The organism is Lysinibacillus sp. 1 U-2021, from assembly GCF_029916965.1.
GTDB lineage: Bacteria > Bacillota > Bacilli > Bacillales_A > Planococcaceae > Lysinibacillus > Lysinibacillus capsici.
Genome location: NZ_CP123966.1, coordinates 87,373 through 113,450, shown reverse-complemented (window position 1 = coordinate 113,450; position 26,078 = coordinate 87,373). Strand labels below are relative to the sequence as shown.

The 26,078-nt window shown below is 36.6% G+C and carries 27 protein-coding genes; 4 read left to right on the top strand and 23 right to left on the bottom strand.

Annotated features, from left to right (window positions below; all coding sequences use genetic code 11):
- Positions 1-30: 30 nt before the first annotated feature.
- Positions 31-267 carry a NifU family protein gene (locus tag QH639_RS00545; RefSeq protein WP_004228295.1) on the bottom strand — a complete coding sequence of 79 codons (237 nt, stop codon included), beginning with the start codon at positions 265-267 and terminating at the stop codon, positions 31-33.
- An 83-nt stretch (positions 268-350) separates the two neighbouring features.
- Here QH639_RS00545 and QH639_RS00540 point away from each other — a divergent pair, with 83 nt between their 5' ends.
- Positions 351-686 carry a YuzD family protein gene (locus tag QH639_RS00540; RefSeq protein ID WP_237898573.1) on the top strand — a complete coding sequence of 112 codons (336 nt, stop codon included), beginning with the start codon at positions 351-353 and terminating at the stop codon, positions 684-686.
- 53 nt (positions 687-739) lie between these two features.
- Here the strand turns inward: QH639_RS00540 and QH639_RS00535 are convergent, their stop codons facing one another.
- Positions 740-1,804 carry an NAD(P)/FAD-dependent oxidoreductase gene (locus tag QH639_RS00535; protein ID WP_004228288.1) on the bottom strand — a complete coding sequence of 355 codons (1,065 nt, stop codon included), beginning with the start codon at positions 1,802-1,804 and terminating at the stop codon, positions 740-742.
- Between the two features lie 269 nt (positions 1,805-2,073).
- Between QH639_RS00535 and QH639_RS00530 the strand changes: the two genes are divergently transcribed.
- The gene (locus tag QH639_RS00530; protein WP_004228286.1) at positions 2,074-2,310 is read left to right on the top strand and encodes a YuzB family protein; all 237 of its coding nucleotides are present in this window, start codon (positions 2,074-2,076) and stop codon (positions 2,308-2,310) included.
- Between the two features lie 79 nt (positions 2,311-2,389).
- Here the strand turns inward: QH639_RS00530 and QH639_RS00525 are convergent, their stop codons facing one another.
- Positions 2,390-3,142, bottom strand: coding sequence for a TIGR01457 family HAD-type hydrolase (locus tag QH639_RS00525; RefSeq protein ID WP_131521228.1), 753 nt, complete (start codon positions 3,140-3,142; stop codon positions 2,390-2,392).
- The gene (locus QH639_RS00520; RefSeq protein ID WP_009371987.1) at positions 3,139-3,591 is read right to left on the bottom strand and encodes a DUF86 domain-containing protein; all 453 of its coding nucleotides are present in this window, start codon (positions 3,589-3,591) and stop codon (positions 3,139-3,141) included. The genes QH639_RS00525 and QH639_RS00520 overlap by 4 nt, the downstream gene beginning before the upstream one ends.
- An 88-nt stretch (positions 3,592-3,679) precedes the next feature.
- On the opposite strand from QH639_RS00520, the gene QH639_RS00515 reads away from it, so the two are divergent.
- Positions 3,680-3,946, top strand: coding sequence for a DUF3055 domain-containing protein (locus QH639_RS00515; protein ID WP_009371988.1), 267 nt, complete (start codon positions 3,680-3,682; stop codon positions 3,944-3,946).
- A gap of 83 nt (positions 3,947-4,029) precedes the next feature.
- Here the strand turns inward: QH639_RS00515 and QH639_RS00510 are convergent, their stop codons facing one another.
- The 15 genes from QH639_RS00510 to sufC form a co-directional block, all read right to left on the bottom strand.
- The gene (locus tag QH639_RS00510; RefSeq protein ID WP_175400780.1) at positions 4,030-4,224 is read right to left on the bottom strand and encodes a hypothetical protein; all 195 of its coding nucleotides are present in this window, start codon (positions 4,222-4,224) and stop codon (positions 4,030-4,032) included.
- Positions 4,225-4,275: 51 nt separating this feature from the next.
- Positions 4,276-4,803 (bottom strand): D-glycero-alpha-D-manno-heptose-1,7-bisphosphate 7-phosphatase, encoded by a 528-nt coding sequence (locus QH639_RS00505; protein ID WP_131521226.1) that lies wholly within the window; start codon positions 4,801-4,803, stop codon positions 4,276-4,278.
- A 112-nt stretch (positions 4,804-4,915) separates the two neighbouring features.
- Positions 4,916-5,263, bottom strand: coding sequence for a YutD family protein (locus QH639_RS00500; protein WP_004228271.1), 348 nt, complete (start codon positions 5,261-5,263; stop codon positions 4,916-4,918).
- A gap of 33 nt (positions 5,264-5,296) precedes the next feature.
- The gene (lipA, locus tag QH639_RS00495) at positions 5,297-6,214 is read right to left on the bottom strand and encodes a lipoyl synthase (protein ID WP_004228269.1); all 918 of its coding nucleotides are present in this window, start codon (positions 6,212-6,214) and stop codon (positions 5,297-5,299) included.
- A gap of 107 nt (positions 6,215-6,321) precedes the next feature.
- Positions 6,322-7,098, bottom strand: coding sequence for a sporulation protein YunB (gene yunB, locus QH639_RS00490; RefSeq protein WP_131521225.1), 777 nt, complete (start codon positions 7,096-7,098; stop codon positions 6,322-6,324).
- 43 nt (positions 7,099-7,141) lie between these two features.
- Complete coding sequence (locus QH639_RS00485) at positions 7,142-8,251, bottom strand: HD-GYP domain-containing protein (protein WP_131521224.1); 1,110 nt, start codon at positions 8,249-8,251, stop codon at positions 7,142-7,144.
- 33 nt (positions 8,252-8,284) lie between these two features.
- Entirely contained in the window at positions 8,285-9,652 is a 1,368-nt protein-coding gene (locus QH639_RS00480; RefSeq protein ID WP_131521223.1) for a bifunctional metallophosphatase/5'-nucleotidase, read from the bottom strand.
- A 20-nt stretch (positions 9,653-9,672) separates the two neighbouring features.
- Positions 9,673-10,497 carry a sulfite exporter TauE/SafE family protein gene (locus QH639_RS00475; protein WP_131521222.1) on the bottom strand — a complete coding sequence of 275 codons (825 nt, stop codon included), beginning with the start codon at positions 10,495-10,497 and terminating at the stop codon, positions 9,673-9,675.
- Complete coding sequence (locus tag QH639_RS00470) at positions 10,497-11,354, bottom strand: DUF72 domain-containing protein (protein WP_259420263.1); 858 nt, start codon at positions 11,352-11,354, stop codon at positions 10,497-10,499. The genes QH639_RS00475 and QH639_RS00470 overlap by 1 nt, the downstream gene beginning before the upstream one ends.
- A gap of 156 nt (positions 11,355-11,510) precedes the next feature.
- Entirely contained in the window at positions 11,511-12,506 is a 996-nt protein-coding gene (locus tag QH639_RS00465) for an ABC transporter substrate-binding protein (protein WP_259420264.1), read from the bottom strand.
- A gap of 252 nt (positions 12,507-12,758) precedes the next feature.
- Positions 12,759-14,156 (bottom strand): Fe-S cluster assembly protein SufB, encoded by a 1,398-nt coding sequence (gene sufB, locus QH639_RS00460; RefSeq protein ID WP_016993620.1) that lies wholly within the window; start codon positions 14,154-14,156, stop codon positions 12,759-12,761.
- A 98-nt stretch (positions 14,157-14,254) separates the two neighbouring features.
- On the bottom strand, positions 14,255-14,680 hold the full coding sequence (gene sufU, locus QH639_RS00455; RefSeq protein WP_036078619.1) for a Fe-S cluster assembly sulfur transfer protein SufU: 426 nt from the start codon (positions 14,678-14,680) through the stop codon (positions 14,255-14,257).
- The gene (locus QH639_RS00450) at positions 14,670-15,899 is read right to left on the bottom strand and encodes a cysteine desulfurase (RefSeq protein WP_048394396.1); all 1,230 of its coding nucleotides are present in this window, start codon (positions 15,897-15,899) and stop codon (positions 14,670-14,672) included. Before QH639_RS00450 ends, sufU begins: the two co-directional genes overlap by 11 nt.
- On the bottom strand, positions 15,899-17,206 hold the full coding sequence (sufD, locus tag QH639_RS00445) for a Fe-S cluster assembly protein SufD (RefSeq protein ID WP_131521219.1): 1,308 nt from the start codon (positions 17,204-17,206) through the stop codon (positions 15,899-15,901). Before sufD ends, QH639_RS00450 begins: the two co-directional genes overlap by 1 nt.
- An 18-nt stretch (positions 17,207-17,224) precedes the next feature.
- Positions 17,225-18,004, bottom strand: coding sequence for a Fe-S cluster assembly ATPase SufC (gene sufC, locus QH639_RS00440; RefSeq protein ID WP_016994918.1), 780 nt, complete (start codon positions 18,002-18,004; stop codon positions 17,225-17,227).
- A 589-nt stretch (positions 18,005-18,593) separates the two neighbouring features.
- Between sufC and gltC the strand changes: the two genes are divergently transcribed.
- Positions 18,594-19,496 (top strand): glutamate biosynthesis transcriptional regulator GltC, encoded by a 903-nt coding sequence (gene gltC, locus QH639_RS00435; protein WP_131521218.1) that lies wholly within the window; start codon positions 18,594-18,596, stop codon positions 19,494-19,496.
- Between the two features lie 38 nt (positions 19,497-19,534).
- On the opposite strand, the gene QH639_RS00430 is transcribed toward gltC, so the two are convergent.
- The 4 genes from QH639_RS00430 to QH639_RS00415 are packed head-to-tail and all read right to left on the bottom strand — an operon-like array spanning position 19,535 to position 26,045.
- On the bottom strand, positions 19,535-22,714 hold the full coding sequence (locus tag QH639_RS00430) for a hypothetical protein (protein ID WP_281115506.1): 3,180 nt from the start codon (positions 22,712-22,714) through the stop codon (positions 19,535-19,537).
- A complete protein-coding gene (locus QH639_RS00425; RefSeq protein WP_237898582.1) occupies positions 22,711-24,132 on the bottom strand; it encodes a glycosyltransferase family 2 protein in 1,422 nt (473 codons plus the stop codon). Before QH639_RS00425 ends, QH639_RS00430 begins: the two co-directional genes overlap by 4 nt.
- Complete coding sequence (locus tag QH639_RS00420; RefSeq protein WP_131521215.1) at positions 24,133-25,176, bottom strand: HEAT repeat domain-containing protein; 1,044 nt, start codon at positions 25,174-25,176, stop codon at positions 24,133-24,135.
- Positions 25,173-26,045 (bottom strand): response regulator, encoded by an 873-nt coding sequence (locus tag QH639_RS00415; protein WP_131521214.1) that lies wholly within the window; start codon positions 26,043-26,045, stop codon positions 25,173-25,175. Before QH639_RS00415 ends, QH639_RS00420 begins: the two co-directional genes overlap by 4 nt.
- Positions 26,046-26,078 lie beyond the last annotated feature (33 nt).

Below are 26,078 nucleotides of genomic sequence, written 5' to 3'. Positions count from 1 at the left end.
TTGCAAACAGCTAGAACTTTTTAAAAAGGCTTAGAATACTTGCTCTACTTCCACGATACCTGGTACTTCTTCTAATAATGCTCGTTCAATACCAGCTTTTAATGTAATCGTAGAACTTGGGCAACTGCCACAAGCACCTAATAAACGTAATTTCACAACGCCATCCTCAACATCTACTAATTCACAGTCTCCACCGTCACGTAGTAAGAATGGACGTAATTTATCTAATACCTCTTGAACTTGGTCGTTAATTGTTGCTTCTGCCATTTATCTCGACTCCTTTCCTTATAATGATTATAATGTTAGCAACAGAAAAAATCCAATATTGAATCACAAGGAGAGAAAATACTATGCCATCAACAAAACCTATGATTGAAATTTATGGAACAGCTGTCATCTGTGCTAGCTGTGTCAATGCCCCATCTTCCAAGGATACATATGAGTGGCTACAAGCAGCCATCAATCGCAAATATCCAGATCAAGCATATGATATTCGCTATATCGATATTGAAGGTCCAATTGAGAATGAACGCGATCAAGAGTACGCGTCACGTATTCAAGATGATGAATTTTTCTACCCTCTTGTCCTCATTAATAATGAGGTAGTTGGAGAGGGCTATGTCCAATTAAAACCTGTATTTACAGCGCTTGAAACTTTAGGGTTTGTTCCAGACGAAACGGTTTAACAAAAAGAAAGGGAATGTTTCAAAATGATTTTGAAACATTCCCTTTCAGCTAATTAATCATTTTGACGTTTGTAATACCATAATAATCCTGATTTCATTAAGCGAGCGATACGCCCAGTTACTGTTGTATCAGCTAAGTATACAAAGCCTTGTTTTTTACCAAGAGCTCCCATAAAGCCTTTTAATTTAATATCTGGCATCTTCTCTGGTAAATGTTCACCTTTCCAACGCATACGAAGTACTTTCACAATTTGCTCCGCTTGTTCCTCTGCTAATTGTGCTGTTGGGGCTAAATCTGATGAAGCACAGTCTCCTACAACATAGACATGTTCATCATCGAGTAAATTAAAATACTGTGTGACAAGTGGACGGTCATGTTTATCTTTCTCAACATCCATATCACGAACAATTTTGACTGGCTGGACACCTGCAGTCCAAACCACTGCATCGAGTAAAATTTCATCATCATGATTAAAAATTTTACCTGGCTCTACTCTTGTAATATTTGAATTGGCAACCACATCAACATTATGCTTAACAAACCAATCCTTTACATACTTACTTAGTTTCTCTGGAAAATCTTTCAATATACGTTGACCACGGTCAAATAGCTTGATTTTTAAATCTGAGCGACTTTCACGTAGCTCACTTGCAAGCTCAATTCCACTTAAGCCAGCCCCTATAATTCCAACTGTAGACCCAGCTGGTAAACCACAAAGTGCTTGGAATGTTGCACGTGATTTGCCCATTGTTTGAATGCTGTACGTATACTCTTCCGCACCTGGTACACCATGATATTTATCTTCACAGCCAAGCCCAATGACTAAATCATCATATTCTATACGTTGTCCGTCTTCAAGAATGACTACTTTTTCCGCACGATTAATTTCAACGACTTCTCCATATACGGCTGTTAAACGTTCATGCTCTGGGAAGCTTACACGAATTTCTTTATCTGTTGCAGTCCCTGCCGCCAATGCATAAAACTCTGTTTTTAAACTATGGAAAGGGGCTCTATCTACTATAACTACCTCTCTGTCTAATGGTAGGCTGTTTAATAGACGAAGCATGACACGCATATTGCCGTAGCCGCCACCTAAAAGTACTAATTTTCCCATAATAGTCTCCTTTTATATCTCTTTTAATAATTGTTCACAAAGTATCCACAAACGAGTATAACCGATTGTGAGAAGTTTCACAATATCAGAATGAAATTTTGTGAAAGATTTCACAAAATAAAAGAGAACCTGTTCATTTCTATTGATTTTTAAGCCATTAATAACAAATTCCCTTTATCATTTATTAAAAAACGTTTCTTTTCTCTTAAACATAAATAATTGACGAAAATCGTAAAACCGAGTAGCATTACTTTGGTGAGGTGACATGGATGAATCCAATGGTTGAATTTTGTATAAGTAATTTAGCAAATGGCTCTCAAGCAACTTATGAAGTACTCGAACGCGATCCAAACATCGACGTTTTGGAATATGGCTGCCTCAGTTATTGTACAAAGTGCTCAGAATCCTTTTATGCAATAGTAAACGGTGAATTAGTAGAAGCTGATTCTCCTGATGAATTGACGAAAGCCATTTATCAATTTATTGAAGAAAATCCTTTATGGTAGTTTTCTAATATGCCTATATGAATAAATTTGAACAAATAAAAAGGATGTTATGCTGAAAATTAGCATAAACATCCTTTTATTACTTTAGTACGTCCACTACATATGTAGGTTGGCATTCTTTTTTGAGGACAGTCTCTGTAGGCGTCACACCAGTATTCACATGAATGGTGTCACAGCCAAAGCGAATGCCACACATAATGTCCGTATCATAATTATCACCGATCATTACCATGTCTTCTTTCGCAATTCCATGTTCGGTAGTAATTACTTCAAGCATGGCTGGCGATGGCTTACCAATATAGATTGGTTCAACATCTGCAACTTCTCCTACCAAGCGTGCAAAAGAACCATTGCCTGGTAAGAACCCGTATTCTGTTGGAAATTTAATATCCTGATTCGTGGCAATAAAGGTCGCTCCTTGCTGAACAAAAACCGTTGCTCTAGCAAGTGCCATATAATCAAGCGTACGATCAATCCCCATAACAAATACATCGGGTTCATGCTCAACAGGCACAATATTTTCATTGAGTAGTGCTTGACGAATACCATCTGTACCCATCATCGCTACTTTTTTGCCTGAAAAATGTAGGGCCACATACTTTGCTGTGACCAATGCACTTGAATAAATATGCTCTAATGGCGCGTTCACACCAATAGATAGTAAAGCTTCTTGCAGTTGTTCTCGCGTCTTGGAAGAATTATTCGTTACATAGAATGGCTCAATTCCTGCTTGCTGTAAACGATGAATAAAAGCTACCGCAGAAGGAATACCTTCCTTCCCACGGTAGACAGTACCATCTAAATCAAAGCAATAGGCCTTATATTGTTTCATTGATGATCCTCTGGCAAAAATGCTGAAACAGGTCCTAATTCATTTGTTAAATAATTATGAACTGCTGGCGAGAACTGCTTTAAAGCCGTTAGATTGGCTGTTAGTACATGGATAACCTCTTGGATATCTACCTCTATAAACTCACGCACTAGCATTTTACGTAAGCCAACAACTGCTTTGTATGGTGCTTCCAAATCAGCAGCTACAACTTTTTCATCGACTAAAATATCAATAATATCCTCGTAGCTTCCTGGATCGCGCATAATGAAACCGTCAATCATTAAATTTCCTACATCCATCATTGACTCCATAATGTTGTGTCCAATTCGCTCGATAGCTAATTTCTTTATATCATTCTGAAGCCAGTTATCCTCTGTCTCCAAAATAGTTAATAGCCCATCTAAGTACTGTAAATTTTTTGTGATTTTATTACGATCTACAAAATACACAAGGAAAGCCCCCATTCAAATCATTAAAAGTTGATAGTCTTTTCTCTTCTATAGTACCATAACTATAGGATTGGAAGGAGATTAAAAGATGGAACGTTTTTTTTTATATGATGATGTAGAAGATACGAAAACAAGATTTGTTAGTTTTGCTGGACAAAAGCTACGTTATGATTTAGCTATATTACAATCTGGCCGCTTCTTTGGAAAAGTGCTTGTCATGGATATCCAGTTCGGTCGCTTTGCTATTATTGGTCCTGATGATGTAGAAGAGCCTGGTTACTTAGAACATGTGTACAATCGCACAGAGGAAGAAACAATCGAATTACGGGAATACTTGCGTGAATTATTGAACTAACACCCATTTTATTGGGTGTTTTTTTATATAACATAAAAAAATTTCGCTAACCCTGAGCGATTGCGAAATCTTTTTACGTATTGTTATTTATTTAAAGTGGATGGATTATCTTTATTATGGGGCTTGTCTTTATTTTCATTATCATTTTGCTTTTTCGCTTGCTGATTTTGACCAATCACAGCTAAATCGTCTACACTAATATCAAAACCATACCCATATTCCTCTCGATCTAATGGCTTTTTATTGCGTTTTTCTTTTGCCAACATCATCACCTCCATTCATAAATTATCCCTTTTTTAATGATTTATACGCCCTTTTTCTCAATACGTTTAAGCTGTGACATCCTTAATAATCCACTGGGCAGCACTTATTAAATCTGGAAAGACAGCATCTGCTAATGAATCTTGTTCTCCTAGGAAAACACCCTTTGTTCCTGCCCGTTTTCCTGCAATAATATCCGTATCTGTATCGCCTACCATATAGGATTTTGATAAATCAATGTTATATTTCTTTCCTAAATCCACAATTAATTTGCTATTGGGCTTGCGGCAGGCACAACCTGACTTAGGTTTGTGTGGACAATAAACGACTTCATGGATCGTTGCCCCTTTTTTCTTTAGCTCCTTCACCATATGTTCATGTATTTTCTGTAAACCACTTTCCTTCATAAAGCCTAAACCAACCCCACCTTGATTTGTCACGACAAACACATAATCAAAATGCTTATTTAGCTTTCTGATTGCTTCAGGCACTTGCGGTAAAAAGTACAAATCCTTAGGCTTATTCACAAACTTCACACGATTTGTTAGCACTTCATTGATAACACCATCACGATCTAAAAATACGGCTCTTTTCATTTGCAACACACCTTCGATAAGCTGTTTTGTGCTTTAGTTTTCCCCAATTACACAAAAGCTAACAATGATAAAAAAACCTGATGCCTATCACATCAGGTTTTTGTATAAGAATTTATTCTGCTAAAGGTTCATGGTCTGTAGGCTTTGTTACTTCACTCATATCCACTACTTCTGGCTGTTTCATAACTTTCCCCAGTTTACGTAATACAAAATAAGCACAGCCAAAATTACAGTATTCGTATAGATAATCTTGAAGCGTACTTATTTTTGTATCAAAAGTGGATTTTTGATTTTTATCATCAAAAAACCCCTTTAAACGTAACTGGTTATAGCCCCAATCACCTACAATATAATCGTATCTGGCTAAGATATCTGAGTATCTTTCCTGAAAAACTTCCTCCTGAAAGGCCTCGCGATAATCTTCTATTAGTTCATATTCTAATCCTTCAACTATAATCAAAGTGACACCACCCTTTTCGTTCAGCCTTGACGTTTACACTTCCGCTTGTAATTGACGTTCTTTCGTTGCAGCATTTACTTGTTCGTCTGCATGATAACTACTACGTACAAGTGGGCCAGCCTCACAATGCTTAAAGCCTTTCTCCATGGCAATCTTACGCAGTTTACCAAATTCTATTGGTGAATAGTATTTTTTAACTGGTAAATGCTTTTTCGTTGGCTGTAAATACTGACCGATCGTCATAATATCTACATTATTTGCACGTAAATCGTCCATGACTTCTAAAATTTCTTCATGTGTCTCGCCTAATCCAATCATTAGTGATGATTTCGTTGGAATTTCAGGCTGCATCTCTTTAGCTAAACGCAGGAACTCTAAAGAGCGTTCGTATTTTGCACGAGCGCGCACTCTAGGTGTTAAACGGCGTACTGTTTCAATATTATGATTTAAAATATCTGGTTTTGCATCCATTAACATTTGAAGGTTCTCCTTCATCCCACCTAAATCTGATGGCAATACCTCAACAGATGTGAAAGGACTTTTACGACGAATTGCACGTACTGTTTCTGCTAAAACTTGCGCTCCGCCATCCTTTAAATCGTCACGTGCTACCATTGTAATAACAACATGCTTTAAATTCATAATGGCTACTGAATCTGCAACGCGCTCAGGTTCCGCCAAATCTAGTTCATTTGGTAAACCTGTTTTCACTGCACAGAAACGACAAGCACGTGTACAAACGGAACCAAGAATCATCATGGTAGCAGTACGTCTCTCTCCCCAGCATTCGTGGATGTTTGGACAACGAGCTTCTTCACATACTGTATGCAGATTTTTCTCACGCATCAGCTTTTTAAGCCCTTTATATTCATCATTCGTGTTTAGTTTTATTTTTAGCCAGTCTGGTTTTCTTACATGTTCTTCTTTACTTGTAGGTTTACAAGATGTCATACGAATATCGCCCCTATCAAAAATATACATTTTTTAATATTAACTATCTTCACTGTTGTCAATGTAACATATTAAAGGCACTCCAACAACTATCACAACAAACATTTCTATTTATAAGGGACAGGTATTTCTATGGACGGTTGTGGCGCGTCACTACTATTGGTATAAATGTTTGGAACAGGTCCCCTTGTTAGGCCCATCGCTACAGGTATATCCTGCGCAACGGTAGAAGACTTACTAGCGAAAGGAACAATAATCTGAACATTTACCTCTAAATGAATACCTACCTCCACATAAGCACTATTGATACCAAATTCTTGAATAGAGGATGTCACATTACTATGAACATTCCCAATCACATGGAAACGGATTGGGATCTTCGGCCCTAAATTTCCAAGTAATGGGATATTAGCTGCTTGACCAAGCGGTACAAAAAAGACAATGCCATCACCATCTTGGATCCTGTTAATATCATATTCAACATTATCTAATTCAGGTAAATGGGATAGCTCTCCTTGTTCAGCTTGCTCCAAATACATTTTAACAAGCTCTAATGTCTCTGCCCGAACACGATTAATGATTTCTGTATTAAACTTAGTCGTCATCATTTCAGACGTACCTGGAGGAATATCTTCAATGATATCATTGACATCTAATACATTAGAGGTACGTGAATTAATGGCTTTACTCACAACATATGAGGCAATCTTCGTAGTTTGCACTTCCGCATATTGCAAATAGGTTGGCATGAGCCGTTCATTTAAATAATAAATAAATAATATAAGGCAAACAACCATACTAACAATTAAAATCGTTAATTTATTAAGACGCATTCCCCTTCTACCATATGAGCGTAATTTCATTCTTTTTCGAGGGAAAAACAAAAAATCTCCTCCTGTTCCATAACGTATGAACAGGAGGAGGAATTTATTCTACTTTTGCTGGAACCACATAATCCGTCTCAACATTTTCAATTGTTACATCAGGATAATCCACTAAATTAACTTCATATGTAGCTGTGAGCAATTGATCTTGTTCTTCAAAAATACGAATCCATGGTAATGCCGCATCCAACGTGTTTTGTCTCGATACAATCCCACGGCGTCCATCTGATAATTTTAAAATAACACCATTTGGATAATGAACGACAGCTCTTTTTAAAGCTTTTACAATTCGAGCATCATAAAGAGTACCAGAGCCAGCTTCAACAATAGCTAGTCCTTGTGAAGGGAGCATTTTCTCTCGGTATACACGATTCGTCGTCACCGCATCAAAAACATCTGCAACGCCAATTATCTTGGCAAATGGATGAATTTCAAAGTCAACAAGTCCTCTTGGATAGCCACTTCCATCAATACGCTCATGGTGTTGGAAAGCACAGTGCGCCACAAGCAGAGAGATTGAATGTAAATTCCGCAATAAATCAAAACCATAACGAGCATGCATCTTCATCATTTCAAATTCATCATTCGTTAAACGTCCTGGCTTTGTTAAAATATCTTTTGGTACCATTAGTTTACCGACATCGTGTAATAATGCACCGATCCCGATCAAACGTAAATCCTCAGCAGAGTAGCCAAGTTCTTTGGCAATGGCAATAGAATACAATGTCACTTGGAAAGAATGCTGATATAAATATTCATCAAATAAATAAGCATCTGTTAAAATGGTTAGAATTTCATTATTTCCAGTAACTGCAGAAAGTAATTCATCTACAATCGAAACAATTGTCTTTGATTGCTGATCTAATATATAAGAAGCATTTACTGGATTCAAACCATCAATGGACTGGAACGAATCCTTTATAGTTTTGATGACTTTATTTCGCATAGCAGGTGGAACAGTCTCTTCTACTTCGATACCCTCAGAAATCTCATCGTCAATATATAAATAATGTGTATTTAACTGTTGAAGTCTTTGAATAATACGGTCATTAATGACAACATCTTTCTTTAAAAGCGGATGACCTGCCTCATTCCAAATGGTTCTTCCTAATACCATTCCTTCTTTTAATACATCGATTGAAATTAATCGCATGACTTCTTCCCCATTCCATTCTTTAAACTCTCTCTATTGTTTAAAGAATCTTTGACCATAATCTATCATAATGTTTCGTAAAAATTCAGGTAAAATATATTGTTTTTTTGCATATTTAAAACTTGGATAAAAATAACCAAATGTAAACAGATCCAATGTGACCAGTTTATAAGTGTGATTTTGATCTGCTAGCTTACCATTAATTAATAATTGTCGATTTTCATTCATGGAAAATCCATATGTCAATATTTTTCCAAAAATGACGCCTCGAAACCCTAATCCTTTTAGTTCGATATAGGGCCATTCTTCATTTTTGGATTGCATATAAATTTCTTTCATTTCAGCGACGGATAATTCAATTGTACATAAATTAATGGGATGTGGAAAAATTCGGTGCAAATCTAAAGCAGTCACTATTCCCTTAGGAAGACCATCTAAAAATATCCCTGCATTGAATAATGCACAGTCGGCTCCGCTTTTTTCCAAAATTGCATGTGCAAATAAATCAGACAGCTGTGAATAATGGAACCATTCCTTGTTGTAGGCTTTTTTTGTTGTAAAAACTGGAGTATCCAATATTCTGTTTCCTTCATCCTCCAAAAACTGTACCATCATCTGTTCATTTTTAACAATTGGCAAATCCTTATTATGAATTAAAGTATCCTTTTTTTCAACAATTTTCCTCAATTTTTTATCATATTCTATGATAAGATGTCCAGTATATTGACCAAACTTACCTCCACCTGTCAGTAAAACCCCATTAATCACTTTGCCCTCTGGTAGGACATGATGCGTATGAGAGCCGAATATAACATCAATTTCTGGACACTCATCCGCTAAGAGCTCATCCTCTGTAATGCCTAAATGGGATAAGCATACAACAATGTCTACTTCTTCTCGTAGTTGATGCGCTAAACGTAGTAGTGTACTTCGAGCATCGTCCATATGCCAATTTAATTCTTCATAATATACTTCAAACATGGCCGTGGCTGCAATGACGCCAATTTTCGTACCCATTGCTGTTGTTAAGATTACATAAGGCTTCATCCATGCTGGCTTCATCCCGTGGGAGGCATATACATTTGCAACTACAACATCAAAATTAGCATTGTCATACAAGTGGAAGAGCTCTTCATGGGATAATGTAATGCCTTCATTGTTGCCGATTGTCACCACATCGTAACCCGCCTCATTTAACAATCGCACATTCCCTTTCCCAACTGTTGCTTCTGTATAAATATTGGAACGATCTAAATGATCTCCGACATCAAACAAATAGCTTGTTTCCCCTATACTCCCTAATTTATTGCGCATTTCTTTCACATAGCTTTGCATTCGTGGCCAATACTTAAAATGACTATGCAAATCATTTGTGTGAAAAATATGGATCTTTTCAAGCATTAAAGCCACCTCACTTCAAATTAAGCTAATATGCCTTCTATAATAGACCGAATTCCTAGTAATAAGAGAATAATCCTTAAAGCTAGTACAAGTGTATCGGATTTAATTCTTTTATTTAACGCAGCACCCAGCTTTGCTCCAACATAAGCACCAGGAATAACTGGAATAGTATAAAGCCAAGGTACATGACCGAAATAAACATGGCTTGCAGAATTAACGATGGACGTTAAAAATACCATAAACATCGATGTTGCCACCGCGACATGTGGTGGGAATAAGAATAAAATAATCATTGCTGGCACGATCATGGAGCCGCCACCTATTCCAAATAAACCAGAAGCAAAGCCAATACCAAATGTTAATGTAATAGCAAACCAAATGGGATAGCCATATACATAGTTTTTTCCCTCAGAGTCAGTAAATTCTTGTTGCATACCATTTTTTACAAACCATTTTACAGGCTTCAGTTTGTCCCGCACAAGCAAAATAATCGATAAAATAATAAGTAAAATACCAAAATACAAATTAAAGGATGGTAAATCTAACCCTTTATTGACCCATGCGCCAAGGATTGTTCCTGGAATACTTCCAATAAAGAATATAAAACCACTTTTATAATCCACCGTTTTAGATTTCATATAGCTTAGCGTGGAGGCAAGTCCCGTGAAAATCATCATCACCACTGATAAACCGACTACTCTTTGTGGTGTAATATCTGGAATCATTCCTAAATTTAAGCCGATGTATAATGTTGCTGGTACTAATACTACACCACCGCCTAGCCCAACTAATGAGCCAATTAGACCAGCAAGCAAGGCAATGATGACTAATAAAATAAATTCCATTATAGTTCCCCTTCAAACATGTTTAATTGTTTAGGTGCCAACCCGACATCGTTAATATTTAACATACCTTGTAGCTCCTTTGCGTTTTTCGCTGCATGATTACCAGAATTATTATTAAATAAAACGAAGAGTTCATTGACCTCTGGTTCAAGCTTTTTCATGCTATCCCCAAGCTGCAGTAATTCTTCTTTATTATAATCATATAAGAAGCGAACTTTACGCCAATTTTCTGCATTTCCCGTGTTCCGCCATCCATGTATATTGCGACCATGAAGACGAATCAACGCTTTATTTGCAGTCACTACAGGGTAGAAAGGAACAGATCCTACACCAGCCTGTGGCTCATCACAAATCGTATGAATAAATTGATGTTCTCGTAAGAAATCTATCGTTTGCTTGACAACATTTTCTGCATACCATGTTTGATTTCGAAATTCAATCGCTACTTCAAAATCCTTTAGCTGTTGTCGGATATACAATAAATATTGCACATTTTTTCCCTGGCAATCAAACCATGGTGGAAATTGTGCTAATACCATGGCTAGCTTTCCATAACGTTTAAATTCATTGGCACACTCAATAAATGCATTGAACATATCATTTTTTGATTCAAAGGGAATCTCTCCACGTAAATGACCCGTCATGCCTTGGTAAGCTTTCACAACAAAACGGAAGTTTTCAGGTGTATCCTCACACCATTTCCGAATATGCTCTTTGGCTGGTATGGCATAAAAAGAAGTATCTACTTCAACCGTTAAAAAATGACCTGTGTAATCAAATAATTTATCCTTTGAAGTAGTCACTCCACTATAAAGTGAAGGGTGATCGCCCCAACCAGTTAATCCTACTACAATCATGTGACATCCTCCTCTATGTACATAATCATAGCACACAGTATGTCACTACAAATAAACATCATGTAAAAAATCTACCTTCTTTTATCACTTAATTATGCCAAAGAAAAAGCATGAGTCCATATTCCATTGAACTCATGCTACTATAACAGGCGACGTTTATTTCACAAGATTTTGCTGAATAGCCTCTAAAAACTTAATTCGGCTGTATGCAGGGCCACCCTCCATTAATGGATCTAGTACATTAACAAATACTTGATCATTTTTAAATGCAGTAATATTTTGGATAATTGGATTCTTTTTAAAGTCTTCTAAAGCATTCGGCGCGTCCGCATTTTCATCTGTTGAAAACTGCACAAATAAATAATCAGGATTCATATCTGCAAGCTGCTCAACAGAAATAGCCTCTTGAGATTTAGCTTTAGCAACTTCATCAGGTACTGCTAAACCAAGCTCTCCATAAAGAACTGCATTTAAAAATACTTCTTTTGGATAAACATACGCTTGTCCTCCACGAATACGAATAGCCGCCACTTTTTGATCTTGTAGTTTTTCAGTTAACGTGGATTTAACAGCTTCAATATCAGCTTTATATGTAGATAATATCTTCTCAGCATCTGCTTGCTTACCAGTTAGTTCAGCTAGTAAATTCAAATTAGATTCCCAGTTCGTCGAAATATGTGAAACCAAAATTGTAGGTGCAATTTTCTCTAATTTACTTTGTACCTCTTCTGGAAACTTTGTGGAGCCTAAAATGACATCTGGATTTAATTCTACTATTTTTTCAAAATTTGGTTTAATCTTCTCACCAATAGATTCTGCTTTGTCTGTTACCGAAGCATATAGCTCAGGGAATTTGCCGCCAATAGCAATAGCTCCAACTGGGTGAACATCCAGCACAACCATATCCTCCATTGCTTCCATAGCTCCTGTTACAACAATTCTTTCCACTTTTTCTGGCACTTCATAGCTTTCACCAAGATATTCAATCGTTCTCGTGCCATTTTCATTTGTTGATTCTTCTTTTGTTTGTGTCACATCTTCTTTTCGTGTATCAGTGGAGGATTCCTCTTCTACTGCCTTCTTCTCCCCACATGCGGCGAGAATGAGTATAAATAATGCTATGAAACTAATAAATAAAAACTTCTTTTTCATTTACCGATTCTCCTTTGAATGATGATTGTTAGGATGATTAACTATCTCATCTGGTTTATTGAAGAACTGAACATCTTCTAGATTTATCAGCCCCCTTTAATTGATATTGATTCTCATTATCATTTTAGTATGTAATCTTTAAAAAATCCAGTACTATTTCGATATATTATAAATATCCATTTTTATTCTCAACGTAAAAACACAAAAAACCCCTAGTCACAATTTATGTTGTGACTAGGGGTGGCTAATAAATTAACCGATAGAACCTTCCATCTCGAATTTAATCAGACGGTTCATTTCTACTGCGTATTCCATTGGTAGTTCTTTTGTGAATGGCTCGATGAAGCCCATTACGATCATTTCTGTTGCTTCTTCTTCAGAAATTCCGCGAGACATTAAATAGAATAATTGTTCTTCAGATACTTTTGAAACTTTTGCTTCGTGCTCTAAAGATACATTATCATTAAAGATCTCGTTATAAGGAATTGTATCAGAAGTCGATTGATTATCCATAATCAGCGTATCACATTCGATGTTAGCACGTGCACCACTTGCTTTAGGACCGAAACGAACTTGTCCCATATACGTTACCTTACCACCTTGTTTAGCAATCGATTTAGAAACGATTGTTGAAGATGTATTTGGTGCCATATGGATCATTTTTGCGCCAGCATGTTGGTGTTGTCCTTTACCTGCTAATGCAATCGATAATGTCATACCACGAGCACCTTCACCTTTTAGGATACATGCTGGGTATTTCATTGTTAATTTGGAACCGATGTTACCATCAATCCATTCCATTGTACCGTTTTCTTCTACAACTGTACGTTTTGTTACAAGATTGTAAACATTGTTCGCCCAGTTTTGAATCGTTGTATAACGGCAATATGCATCTTTACGAACAACAATTTCTACAACTGCTGAGTGTAAGGAGTTTGTTGTGTAAACAGGAGCTGTACAACCTTCAACATAGTGTACGTGAGCCCCTTCATCTACAATAATAAGTGTACGTTCGAATTGACCCATATTTTCTGAGTTAATACGGAAGTAAGCTTGTAATGGTGTTTCTACTTTAACACCTGGTGGCACATAAATAAATGATCCACCTGACCATACTGCTGAGTTTAAAGCAGCAAATTTATTGTCTGTGTAAGGAATCACTTTGCCCCAATATTGTTTGAAAATATCTTCGTTTTCACGTAAAGCAGAGTCAGTATCTTTGAACACAATACCAAGATCTTCAAGGTCTTTTTTCATGTTGTGATAAACTACCTCAGACTCATATTGTGCAGATACACCTGCAAGATATTTTTGTTCTGCTTCTGGGATACCTAATTTATCAAAAGTTGCTTTGATTTCATCAGGTACTTCATCCCATGATTTTTGAGTAGCTTCTGATGGTTTTACATAGTACGTAATTTCATCAAAATCTAAATCTCCAAGATCGCCACCCCATTGTGGCATCGGTTTTGTATAAAATGTTTCAAGAGCTTTTAAACGGTATTCAAGCATCCATTCTGGCTCTTGTTTCATATTTGAAATTTCACGGACGATTTCTTCAGTTAAACCGCGTTTTGAACGGAAAATTGATACGTCCTTGTCATGGAAACCGTATTTGTAATCGCCGATATCAGGCATTTTTTTAGCCATCGTTTCTCCTCCGTTCATTGAGATGTATTTTCTAGGTAATCATCCCTTGCTTTGAGTGAAGCCATAGTAGCTTTCACTCAAGAACAAGGAAGTAAGATTTATTTCACACCTTTTTCCATTGCTTTCCAAGCCAATGTTGCACATTTAATTCGTGCTGGGAATTGTGAAACACCTTGCAGTGCCTCCACATCCTCTAGGTCATATTTATCACTGTACTCTTCACCCATCATCATTTTAGAAAAAATATCAGAAAGCTCAATAGCTTCTTCTACTTTTTTCCCTTTGATGAGCTGTGTCATCATTGATGCAGAAGACATAGAAATAGAACAGCCTTCACCATCAAATTTCGCATCCTCTACAACACCGTCAGTCACTTTTAATGTTAAATGAATACGATCACCACATGTAGGATTGTTCATATCAATCGTTACAGCATCCTCTTCTAAAGAGCCTTTATTACGAGGATTTTTATAGTGATCCATAATGACTGAACGATATAGTTGATCTAAATTATTAAAAGACATCGCCAAAATACTCCTTCGCAGAACGTAACCCTGCAACTAAACGGTCAATATCTTCCTCTGTATTGTACAGATAGAAGCTTGCACGCGCTGTCGCTACTTGCTGAAGACATTTCATTAGTGGCTGTGCACAATGATGTCCTGCACGAACAGCAATCCCGTTCATGTCAAGCACCGTTGCCACATCATGTGGATGTACATCATCTAGATTAAATGTTACTAATCCACAACGCTTCATAGGGTCACGTGGGCCGAAAATTTTCAAACCGTCAATTGTTTCAAGTTGATCCATTGCGTAGCCTGCAAGCTTATGCTCATGCTCTAGAATGTTATCTAACCCGATATCAGTTAAGAAATCAATAGCGGCTCCTAATCCTATTGCACCTGCAATAATAGGCGTTCCACCTTCAAATTTCCACGGTAATTCCTTCCACGTTGACTCATAAAGCCCAACAAAATCAATCATTTCGCCACCAAACTCAATTGGCTCCATCTTTTCAAGGTGTTCCTTTTTACCATATAGTACACCTATTCCAGTTGGTCCGCACATTTTATGCCCTGAGAAACCTAAGAAATCTACATCTAAATCTTGCACATCAATTTTCATATGTGGCGCAGCCTGTGCACCATCAGCTACCATGACAGCACCATTAGCATGTGCAATTTGAGCAATTTCTTTAATTGGATTTATTGTTCCAAGTACGTTTGATGCCATAGACACCGAAACAATTTTTGTTTTAGGTGTGACTGTCGCACGTACTTTCTCTAGGCTAAGAGTGCCATCTGCTTCAAGCTCAATGTATTTTAAAGTTGCATTTTTTTCTTTGGCTAATTGTTGCCAAGGAATAATATTGGAATGATGCTCCATATGAGTAATGACTATTTCATCACCCTCGACAACATTTGCACGTCCATAACTTGTCGCAACTGTATTTAAAGCGGTTGTTGTCCCACGCGTAAAAATAATTTCCTGTGTTGATTGTGCATTAATAAACTTACGAACCTTTTCACGAGCACCTTCATATTTATCTGTTGCACGGTTTCCTAGTGTATGCACCCCACGGTGAACATTGGAATTATCAAATTCATAATAAGCTTTAATCGCTTCAATCACTTGAACAGGCTTCTGAGACGTCGCTGCACTATCAAGATATACAAGTCTATGACCATTTACATCCTGATTTAAAATTGGGAAATAGCTTTTAATGTCTTTATTCATCATTAGCGAACTTTCCTTTCAATAACCTCCGTCAGTTGCTTTTGAACGCCTTCAATTGGTAATTGCGTAACAACTGGCGCAAGGAATCCATGGATAACAAGGCGCTCTGCTTCTGCTTTCGAGATACCACGGCTCATTAAATAGTAAAGCTGTAATGGATCTACTCGACCAACAGATGCTGCGTGTCCTGCTGTTACATCATCTTCGTCAATTAATAAAATTGGGTTTGCATCCCCACGAGCTTTTTCTGACAGCATTAATACACGTGATTCTTGTTGTGCATCGGCTTTTGTTGCACCATGCTCGATATAGCCAATACCGTTAAAGATTGATTGAGCTGCATCTTTCATGACACCATGCTTTAAGATATGCCCGTTAGAGTTTTTACCCCAATGACGAACCTCAGTAGTGAAGTTAAGTTTTTGTTCTCCACGACCAACTACGACTGTTTTTGTATCTGCATGAGAACCGTCACCAATCAAATGTGTAATGTTTTCAGAGATTGTGTCTGAATCATTCATTAAACCAAGAGCCCAGTCAACTTTCGCGTCACGTGCTAAACGTGCACGACGATTTACATAAGTCGTAAAGCCTTTTGCAAGGACATCCACTGCACCATATGTCACCTGTGCATTATCTTGAACAACAACTTCTGCAATAATATTCGCTTGCCCTTTTGCCTCTTCAACTGTTGAAACATATGTTTCAACATATGTTACAGCTGAATTCGCTTCTGCTACTACTAAAACATGGTTATATAATGAAGCTTCTGCATTGTCATTAAGGAAAACAACTTGAAGTGGTTGCTCAATGATCACGTTTTTTGGTACGTATACAAACACACCACCATTAACAAGTGCTGCATGAAGTGCTGTTAATTTATGCTCATCTACTTTAACTGCTTCAGTCATAAAGTATTTTTGAACAAGTTCGCTATGTTCACGAACTGCTGTGAAAATATCAGTAAAAATAACACCTTTATCCGCAAGTTCTTGTGATGCCTTAATATATGCTGGTGTATTATTACGTTGAATATATAGGTTTTCTTGTGCTTCAAGGTCAATTAAACCTTTTGCTTCTTCAGGTAGAGCATCCAATGAAGGGAATGCCTCACTATGAACTGCCAACGCTGGGAAGTTCATGAAATCCCATTTTGTAATATTCGTTCTATCTGGTTTTGGCAAATCTAAACCAGTTACTTTGTCTAGTGCTGCCGCGCGAAGTTCTGTAAACCAAGTTGGTTCACCATTTGCTTCTGAGAACGAGCGCACGTCCTGTACTGTTACAGGCAAGTTAAGTTCCACTGTCATGCTAGTTCGTCCTCCTTCTTATGCTTCTTGTTCTTCTGTTTCTTCTTCGATTCCTAATTCTTTTTTAATCCAGTCATAACCTTCTGCTTCTAAGCGTTGTGCAAGCTCTGCACCACCTGATTTAACAACACGTCCTTGCATCATTACGTGTACATGGTCTGGTGTAATGTAGTTTAATAGGCGTTGATAGTGTGTAATCATTAAGCAGCCAAAGCCTTCACCACGCATTGCGTTGATGCCTTTTGAGACAACTTTCAATGCATCGATATCAAGACCAGAGTCAATTTCATCTAAGATTGCAAATGTTGGTTTAATCATCATTAATTGAAGAATCTCATTACGTTTTTTCTCACCGCCAGAGAAACCTTCATTTAAATAACGTTGAGCCATATCTTCGTTCATTTCAAGGAATTCCATGTTTTTATCTAATTCGCGGATAAATTTCATTAATGAAATTTCATCGCCTTCTTCACGACGCGCGTTAATTGCTGAACGTAAGAAATCAGCATTTGTAACACCAGCAATTTCAGATGGATATTGCATAGCTAGGAATAAACCAGCTTGAGCACGCTCGTCTACTTCCATTTCAAGCACATCTTCGCCATCTAACTCAACAGTACCTGAAGTTACTTCATATTTTGGATGACCCATAATAGCAGAAGCTAGTGTTGATTTACCAGTTCCGTTTGGTCCCATAATTGCGTGAATTTCGTTTGTATTAATTGTAAGATTTACGCCTTTTAAAATCTCTTTTCCGTCGATAGCAACGTGAAGATCTTTAATAACTAAAGTTGACATGAAAATACCTCCATAGTGTTCAGTGAATGGGTCAACCATTCCTTAATTATCATCATTCTAATCTTAACTGAAAATCGTTCTCTATGCAAACCATTTCAATTACTTTCCCATTCCTTAAATAAAATCTTTAAAAATAAAGACTTTGTAAGCATTTTCAGTTTATTACTACTTCACCTAAACAATGAGAATAGACTTTCTTCATTTTCAATAAAATCCCTCTAATTGAGAATTGATTTCATCTAGCTACATAGTGAAAACCTCGAGAAAAGTGCTAATTGTAGCGGTTTTGTGACAAATTAGCATAAACAACATATCTATACTATAACCTATTTCATGAAAATGGAATCAATTTAAGTTCATATTGCAAGAAAGAAATTTTGCTATAAAAATTGATGGATTGTATCCAACGTTTCTGCCATTTCTCCATTAATTTAGATGATATGCCCATAAATATCCTTTTATTTCCAGTAAAAATGCATCTAACAGCTTATTATTTTTATTTTGACATGAACAGTCCTTTTTCATCTTAAATAATATATAATTAAGGTATAATCAATCTTATTTTTAGATTAATAGAGGTGAAATGTTAGTGGAGTTACGTCAATTACGCTATTTTGTAGAGGTTGCTGAACGTGAGCATATTTCCGAGGCTGCTGAGCATCTTCATGTAGCCCAATCTGCCATTAGTCGGCAAATCGCAAATCTTGAAGATGAGTTAGGCACTCCGTTATTTGAACGAGTGGGACGAAATGTCAAATTAACTCCAATAGGGAAGACATTTCTTGAGCATACCATTACAGCATTAAAGGCCATCGATTTTGCAGCAAAGCAGGTAGAAGAATATCTTGATCCTGCAAAGGGCTCAATTAAAATCGGCTTTCCAACAAGTTTAGCTAGCTATGTTCTGCCAACCGTTATTTCAGCCTTTAAACGAGAATATCCTGATTTACAATTTCAACTCCGTCAAGGGTCTTATCGATTTTTGATTGATGCAGTCAAAAATAGGGAGTTGAACCTCGCCTTTTTGGGACCCCTGCCCCCGAAGGACGAATCCATTCAATCAACCATTCTGTTTACTGAAAATATTGCCGCACTCCTACCAGCCAATCATCCATTAGCTAAAAGAGAAAGCATACAGCTTGCAGAGTTGAAAAATGATTTATTCGTATTATTTCCAGATGGTTACATTTTGCATAAGGTAGCGATGGATGCTTGTCGAGCTGCAGGCTTTTTACCTAATGTCATTTCAGAGGGGGAAGATTTGGATGCATTAAAGGGCTTAGTCGCCGCTGGCATAGGTGTTAGTCTCTTACCAGAAAGCTCTCTTTATGATTCAGCAGCTCGCTTTACCATCAAGGTCCCTATTGAATCTCCTACAATCCCTAGAACTGTTGGTATTATTTCACCCGTAAATCGAGAAATTGCACCATCAGAAGTCATTTTCTTAGATTTTGTGAAAAACTTTTTTTCTCGTCTTTCACAATTTCAATAAAAAAGAGCTAAGGGTAGAAGAATCAACCCTTAGCTCCTTTAATATGATTTAAATAATTTTTGTAAAATATAATAGGATTGTTTTAAGCGCTCTTCATATTTTGGAACTTGCCATGTTTCCCATGTATAAGCAGACAGTGGTGGTAAAATACCATTAGTAGCTGCTGGCATAGATTGAACAACGTTGTTTTCTTTATCTACAAATAAAGCACCAATATAAATATTGTCTACTTTAACGGCCGCTTTATCGCCATCTTTATACAGGTTACCTATAAACTCACGCTGACTCGGATCTTTAGCTTGAATCAATAACCAAGGGATGCGAAGTTCGATAACATTGTCATCGGTCCAAGAATAATCAACTAAAGAATCATAATCTTTTGCTTCTGGATTAGCATTTCCTTGAAGTAATTTTCCTGTTTCGTAGATACTAAAATCAGTCGTTCTATTTTGCTCAGGTAAAAATAGTTGTTTATTTAATACATAGTAAATAGGGGCGAACTTTCCACTATTTTTCATGGCATTAGCCATTCGGGGAGCAATTAAATTTAAACGGTGGCCATATAAATAATCATAGAAATCGTAGTATTCATCAATAACAACCCTAGATTGACCATTTTTATTGAGCTCAACTATAAAATCAACACCATTTGAAAACGTCATATTTTTTATAGATGTAGCAGACGTATTTCCTTGATCTGGTACAACATCTAATAAAATGCGAGGGGAGGTATTGGCTAACTCCTCACTTTTTAATTTAATGTACATATAGCGCTCATCATAGTCTACTGCAAAATCTGTTGGATTGTTTGGTGCAGTATCATATAGCTGTTTACCCGTCCATTCCGTTGTCTCTCCATCTACTTTTACCTTCAGTCTATCAAAGCTTAATAATCCAAACTGTTGCTCATTTGTTTGAGCATTGGACCAAAATGGTCGACGATTCGGATCATCATAATCCATCGTATTCCATGTTCGTTTAAACCACTCATCTTGCCATGTAAAAACAAGTCCTCCCAGGAGCCCTTCATGCATAATATCCTCAAATAAATGTTGAAGTGTTTCTCCCTGTGCTTGTTCTGACATTTGCCCCTGATTCCAACCATATACATTATCATGTGTTTTACCACGTGATGCTGGGATACCAAATTCCGCAATAAGAACAGGCATAGTATGAGCTTCATGGAGCTCTTTTAAATAACCTGCATAGCTATTTTTATTCCCTCGGAAATCGACATAATTTAAATAATCTTTATCGAAATTAAAGAAGTCAGGGTAGTAAGGATACACATGATAGGAAGCAAATTGTCCAGGCGCAGTCATTTCTCCTTTTGTATAAATAACATTTGGATTGACCCCTACTAAATCTTCCTCCTCTGATGGCTCTGACGGATGTTCAAGAATGTCAGTTGTGACCCAGTTCGTGAAACTCATTGGACGTAGCCAGTTATATTTTTCCTTTTCATAAACTGACACCACATCCATTTGTTCTGCTAGCCAATGCTCAAACGGAGAGGCACCCTTGGTTTCAAAAAAAGTACCGTTGTATTGACCAATATTTGCATGTTTTTCATTTGTTCCCACAACCATGTGTGGATACCATTCAATTCCTAGTACCCATCCTATAACATATTTTGATACGTCTACATCATACAAGCCAGATGCATGTCCTGGGCGAGGCTCCACATAGATATTTCCATGAATGACATCTACCATTTGTTTCATTTCTAATTGGAAATCTTCTAACGTATCTTTATCATAGGCGTCCAATGAACCTGCTAAGCCCTCTTCATTAATCCAAACCCCATGTAAAACATATAATGGTTTTTTTGGATGTTCTTCATTATATTTAGCAAGTGCTCTATAAAAGCCTGGTGGATGTAATGTATAGACTCGTATCGTATTAGCATTCATGTCTGCTATTTGTTTAAACCATCGATAATATTCCTCTTCTGTAATGGCTGCTTCTCCAGGAAAGGCGCCAGGTTTCCCCATTCCGATATTGACACCCTTAAATACGATTGGTTCCCATTTGCCATCTCTTAGCACCTCAAAAGATTGTCCCTGAATCCTTGCATTATAGTTTAATTTCTCATGATTTACAGTATCCTGAACCTCTTTATGCTCAAATGCATCAAATATTTGATGCATTACTGGGATGTAAATGGACCAATAAAACGAACTGTCCGCATACTTCTCAGCATATTTATAGATTGTAGGTAACCCTTTTATTTTATAAATATTCGGTACCCGTGCGATATCATTAAAATCTCCCGCAAAATAATAACTAGATGTGTAGCTTTTATCTTGGCCTACAATTGCTGCAAATTGTTCTGGAATGCCATTATCCTTTAACAGCTCTGTTCCTTTTTTTGTTAAATCCCATTTATAATTTGCAAGAGCATCTTCAGCATATTTAGGAGTAATAATATCAAACCAATAATCGTATTGCGCCCGTGCAGATGAATGAAAGAATTTTTTCCCATTTTCAGTAAACTGCACTTGAATTCCTTCAGATTTAACATGCTTGTTCATCTCTAGAACAAGGAGCTCCTCAGTTATTTCGTTAAATAGTAAAAAGCCTCCACCTTTATATGACCAATTATCGCTATGTTCATCGATCACCCATTGCGGTATCTCTAAGTTTTTATGATAATCAAGCTCATCGAAATAACGCCCGATCCAGCCAGACCATGTGATTCCTAAATAATCCTGTAATTCTTTACGGACTTCCCCTGATGTTGGGGAAGCAAACGTGTTATACTCAGCTATTAACATACTCTTTTTTTTGCTGGCTAAGCGTTCGACGATTGCCTGCCATTCTTTTTGTTCAAGTCCCCCCACAATTTTTTCAGAACGTTCACCTAAACGTTTTGTTTGTTGTAAATCATCTTTATAAACTCCGTACGAATCTGCCAAATAAATGACATCATAGTCCCTATAATCCTTTGGTAAATTCTTTTCTACAACACTTTTAGTTTCATCGTTTGGGACCGTACCATAATAATCGCGTTCTACGTCATAAGGTTCATTATTTAATCTATATTTATAATGGTTTAAAAACCAATTCACCCCTAAGTGCTCTCGGTAAGACTCATTCGGAACGGTTTTATCTATAATGGCCACATTAAGCTGTTTTTCATCTTCTAAGTACCACCATGTAATAGGGATTATCACGAGGACTAGAACGACCATAACCCCTATATAGATTCGTTTCATACACTTTTCTCCTTTTCAGCAATGCCGACACGTTTCATATTACCCCAGTCACTTTTTCTTAAGACAAAACGAAGTAATCCCTCACAGCGCCAGAATAATGTTAGTGGGCGATACCAAAAAATTTCTGTAAACGCTAAAAGAATCATGCGTAACAACTCTCTTTTTTTCGGATACGTATTCATACTCCACGATTCAAACAATATTGCCGCTATTGAAAAAATAACACCATAAATAACGAATAGTAGTAGCAGCATGAGTGCAACCTCATAATAAATTTTCCCTAAGAAAAAGGCTATGACAATATAAATATATCCTCCTAACTCGACAAGAGGCCCTAGACATTCCACTAGCCAAAAATACGGGAACGAAAGAAATCCAATCATTCCATATCTAGGATTCAAGGTCATTTTTTTATGCTTCCATAGACTTTCAAATAACCCTTGATGCCACCTTCTTCGTTGATTGCGTAGTACTCCTAATGTTTGAGGTGCTTCCGTCCAGCAAACTGGGTCAGGTACAAATTCAATACGCTTATTTTCTTTTTTTTCTTTTATAAGTCGATGGATATTCACCACCAGTTCCATATCTTCCCCAATAATATTGGTTGAATATCCACCTGCTTCAACAGCCCATTTTTTAGAGAAAACACTAAATGCTCCGGAAATAATAAGGACTAAATTGAATTTACTTAACGCTATTCGCCCCATTAAAAATGCCCGAAAATATTCGATTACTTGCATGATTACTAAGTAATTACTAGGTAATTGAGTCTCATAAATAGAGCCAAACTGCATCTTTGCACCATTTGCAATACGAATATTACCTCCTGCTGCAATGACCTCACCATCAGATAAAATGATAGGCTTCATCACCCGCAGCAAGGATTTTTCATCTAAAATGGAGTCCCCATCAATAGAGCAAAAATACGGATATTGAGATACATTAATACCCACATTTAGTGCATCAGCCTTACCACCATTTTCTTTATCAACTAAAATACAATTTTTATAGATTTCAGATTCATATATTTGCTTAATGTCTTTTGTAGGGATATTAGTTCGGACAATTTTATTGATTGGCTTCATTTGAAAATGTTCGATGACCGTTTGAAGGGTTTTATCTGTAGACCCATCGTTAATAATGATAATTTCAGTTTGAGGATAACGTAAATTCAATAATGAATAAACTGTATCTACAACTCCTACTTCTTCATTGTAAGCAGGAACAAGTAACGATACCGGTTTTGAATAAAGGGCATCTATATGTGCATCATCATACTCTGATAGATCAAGACGATAGCGTTTTCTTAAATCCAGCATTGCAATGATGAACATTGTACAATACGAAACGATAACGAACAGCATATAAAATAAAATGATGCCTCCAAAAAACAACATGCAATAATCAATTATTTTCATTTACTTCCCCTCTTTTCTAGCTGCAATTTCCTGGGCCATTTCAACTGCATATTGGTCATTTGAGGATTCAATGAATTGCTGTAATTTAGCTATACCATGTCGATCTTCTACAATCGTTTTTGCCGCTTGGGAACGTACCCACCAATTCTCATCTTGAAGAAGCTGCTCTAAATAACTATAAGTGTAAGTAAGTGGGACATGCTTAAAAATTTTGGCAACCATTAACCTGGCTTCCCACATTTCTGAAGTCACAAAAGGGACAAAGGGATCCACCTCATCAATAATTCCTATTTCATATAGCCCTTTTAATGCTCTGATGTTAATCTCTGGTGTATCATGGCCTAATAATTTTTTTAATTCATCCAAATACTCCATATTTCTTTTTACAGCAGCAGTATCAATAACTGCAAATTGCATATTAGCCGACAAACTATTAAAATCATGGAAAAATCGAGTAAATACATTATCATCTAATAATACAAATAGTCTTCTATATTCACTTTCAGCGTGATTTACATTGGAATTTTTTATTTTCTCCATAAATAAATCTGGTTGGAAAAGGGAGTATATTTTTAATAACTGGAAATGTTCTTCATCTGTAATGTTATTTTTTTCGAATTCTTGGCACTTCGTTAGCAATTCATCTATTTGTAAGTCTGCAATTCGATAGAGGGCATTCATTCGAATACTCCATCGTCTACTGGATAAATCTTTTTCGTAGAATGCTTTTAAATATTGATTGGAGAATTGTTTAATTTTTAATTCCACCTGTTCATTCCTTATATTCTTTAAATAGGATGAAAAAATTTTTTCAATAGCTTCTACTTGGGGGCTTCCTCGAGGTACTAATACGATACTAAAAAATGCGTTATTGAATAAGTAATCATACCAAAGTTGAGAATAATTTTGTAAATAACGGTCACAAACTTTTTCAAAATAGCTTTCACGCTGTCGCTGAACAAGTAAATACATTAAAAAGATAAAGAGCACAACTAATAAGAAGGAAACTATTGCTAAAAGCGTCGAAATAGTCAGCTTAATCATAACCAAAACCTCGCAAACGTTCTTTTAATTTTGGCTTCTAGCAAACGTAAATTAAATGGTTTGACAATATATTCATCAACACCGCCCTCATAAGCATTAAGCGCTGCCCCTTCAGAATTGCGTTCTGACATCATATAAATAATAAATTTCTTTTCATTTGGCATATGTCGTAAGATATGCAATATTTCTAAGCCATTTTTTAGCGGTAAAATATCATTCATAAGAATTAGATGCATATGCCCCGATTTATAATCATCCGATTGCAAAAAGCTATAGCCATCCTCATAAACCTTTACCTCTAAAGAAAAATAAGGGATATTTATTTGGTTAAGCGTTGACTCTAATACTTGTCTAAAAATGGCGTTTTGCTCAATAATACTAACTTTCACTAATTCAGTTGGTTGCTCACAGTAATCCTTTACCTCTGCTATACTCCATGTTAATTGCTCATCCCCTGATAACATCTGTTTATTTTTATTTAACAGCTCTTCAAAAATAACGTTATTATTTCTTATTTCTGTTATAGAGGCCTTTAATGCAATCTGTTGGAACTTCCGTTCTGCTTTTAAGATGGCAAATATTCGTTTTAAAAACGCCCTAGCTTCTACATCACTACTTTGTAAAAAGAAGATGCCCCAATGATCCCCATCGGATAATTGAAAAAGCAAGTCTGTCTTGCGTATTTTTGATTGTAAAAACGAGGTAACTTGATCATTCACATTTTCATTTAGTTGTGTAGCATTAGCTGTTTTTAAAAAGACTGCTGTTATAGTAAGGCGTGATCTAATCACACTTTCTCGCCATATTTTAAAGTAGCGTTCTACTTCATGTTCTTGCATGATGTCATGGGTGAATTTTATATCATTCATTAGAATCACTCCATCTAGTTTTTTCTTATTATT

Coding starts and splice junctions, on each gene's coding strand:
- sufB (WP_016993620.1), bottom strand. CDS start 14,156: ATGGCTAAAAAAATGCCTGATATCGGCGATTACAAATACGGTTTCCAT.
- QH639_RS00450 (WP_048394396.1), bottom strand. CDS start 15,899: ATGATGAATAAAGACATTAAAAGCTATTTCCCAATTTTAAATCAGGAT.
- QH639_RS00480 (WP_131521223.1), bottom strand. CDS start 9,652: ATGCTTGAAAAGATCCATATTTTTCACACAAATGATTTGCATAGTCAT.
- QH639_RS00530 (WP_004228286.1), top strand. CDS start 2,074: ATGAATCCAATGGTTGAATTTTGTATAAGTAATTTAGCAAATGGCTCT.
- QH639_RS00515 (WP_009371988.1), top strand. CDS start 3,680: ATGGAACGTTTTTTTTTATATGATGATGTAGAAGATACGAAAACAAGA.
- QH639_RS00485 (WP_131521224.1), bottom strand. CDS start 8,251: ATGCGATTAATTTCAATCGATGTATTAAAAGAAGGAATGGTATTAGGA.
- QH639_RS00430 (WP_281115506.1), bottom strand. CDS start 22,714: ATGAAACGAATCTATATAGGGGTTATGGTCGTTCTAGTCCTCGTGATA.
- lipA (WP_004228269.1), bottom strand. CDS start 6,214: ATGACATCTTGTAAACCTACAAGTAAAGAAGAACATGTAAGAAAACCA.
- QH639_RS00465 (WP_259420264.1), bottom strand. CDS start 12,506: ATGAAAAAGAAGTTTTTATTTATTAGTTTCATAGCATTATTTATACTC.
- QH639_RS00540 (WP_237898573.1), top strand. CDS start 351: ATGCCATCAACAAAACCTATGATTGAAATTTATGGAACAGCTGTCATC.
- QH639_RS00420 (WP_131521215.1), bottom strand. CDS start 25,176: ATGATTAAGCTGACTATTTCGACGCTTTTAGCAATAGTTTCCTTCTTA.
- sufD (WP_131521219.1), bottom strand. CDS start 17,206: ATGACAGTGGAACTTAACTTGCCTGTAACAGTACAGGACGTGCGCTCG.
- QH639_RS00525 (WP_131521228.1), bottom strand. CDS start 3,142: ATGAAACAATATAAGGCCTATTGCTTTGATTTAGATGGTACTGTCTAC.
- QH639_RS00415 (WP_131521214.1), bottom strand. CDS start 26,045: ATGAATGATATAAAATTCACCCATGACATCATGCAAGAACATGAAGTA.
- QH639_RS00475 (WP_131521222.1), bottom strand. CDS start 10,497: ATGGAATTTATTTTATTAGTCATCATTGCCTTGCTTGCTGGTCTAATT.
- QH639_RS00505 (WP_131521226.1), bottom strand. CDS start 4,803: ATGAAAAGAGCCGTATTTTTAGATCGTGATGGTGTTATCAATGAAGTG.
- sufC (WP_016994918.1), bottom strand. CDS start 18,004: ATGTCAACTTTAGTTATTAAAGATCTTCACGTTGCTATCGACGGAAAA.
- QH639_RS00535 (WP_004228288.1), bottom strand. CDS start 1,804: ATGGGAAAATTAGTACTTTTAGGTGGCGGCTACGGCAATATGCGTGTC.
- sufU (WP_036078619.1), bottom strand. CDS start 14,680: ATGTCTTTTAATAATTTAGATCAACTATATCGTTCAGTCATTATGGAT.
- QH639_RS00470 (WP_259420263.1), bottom strand. CDS start 11,354: ATGATTGTAGTAGGATTAACTGGTTGGGGCGATCACCCTTCACTTTAT.
- QH639_RS00425 (WP_237898582.1), bottom strand. CDS start 24,132: ATGAAAATAATTGATTATTGCATGTTGTTTTTTGGAGGCATCATTTTA.
- QH639_RS00545 (WP_004228295.1), bottom strand. CDS start 267: ATGGCAGAAGCAACAATTAACGACCAAGTTCAAGAGGTATTAGATAAA.
- QH639_RS00510 (WP_175400780.1), bottom strand. CDS start 4,224: ATGGAGGTGATGATGTTGGCAAAAGAAAAACGCAATAAAAAGCCATTA.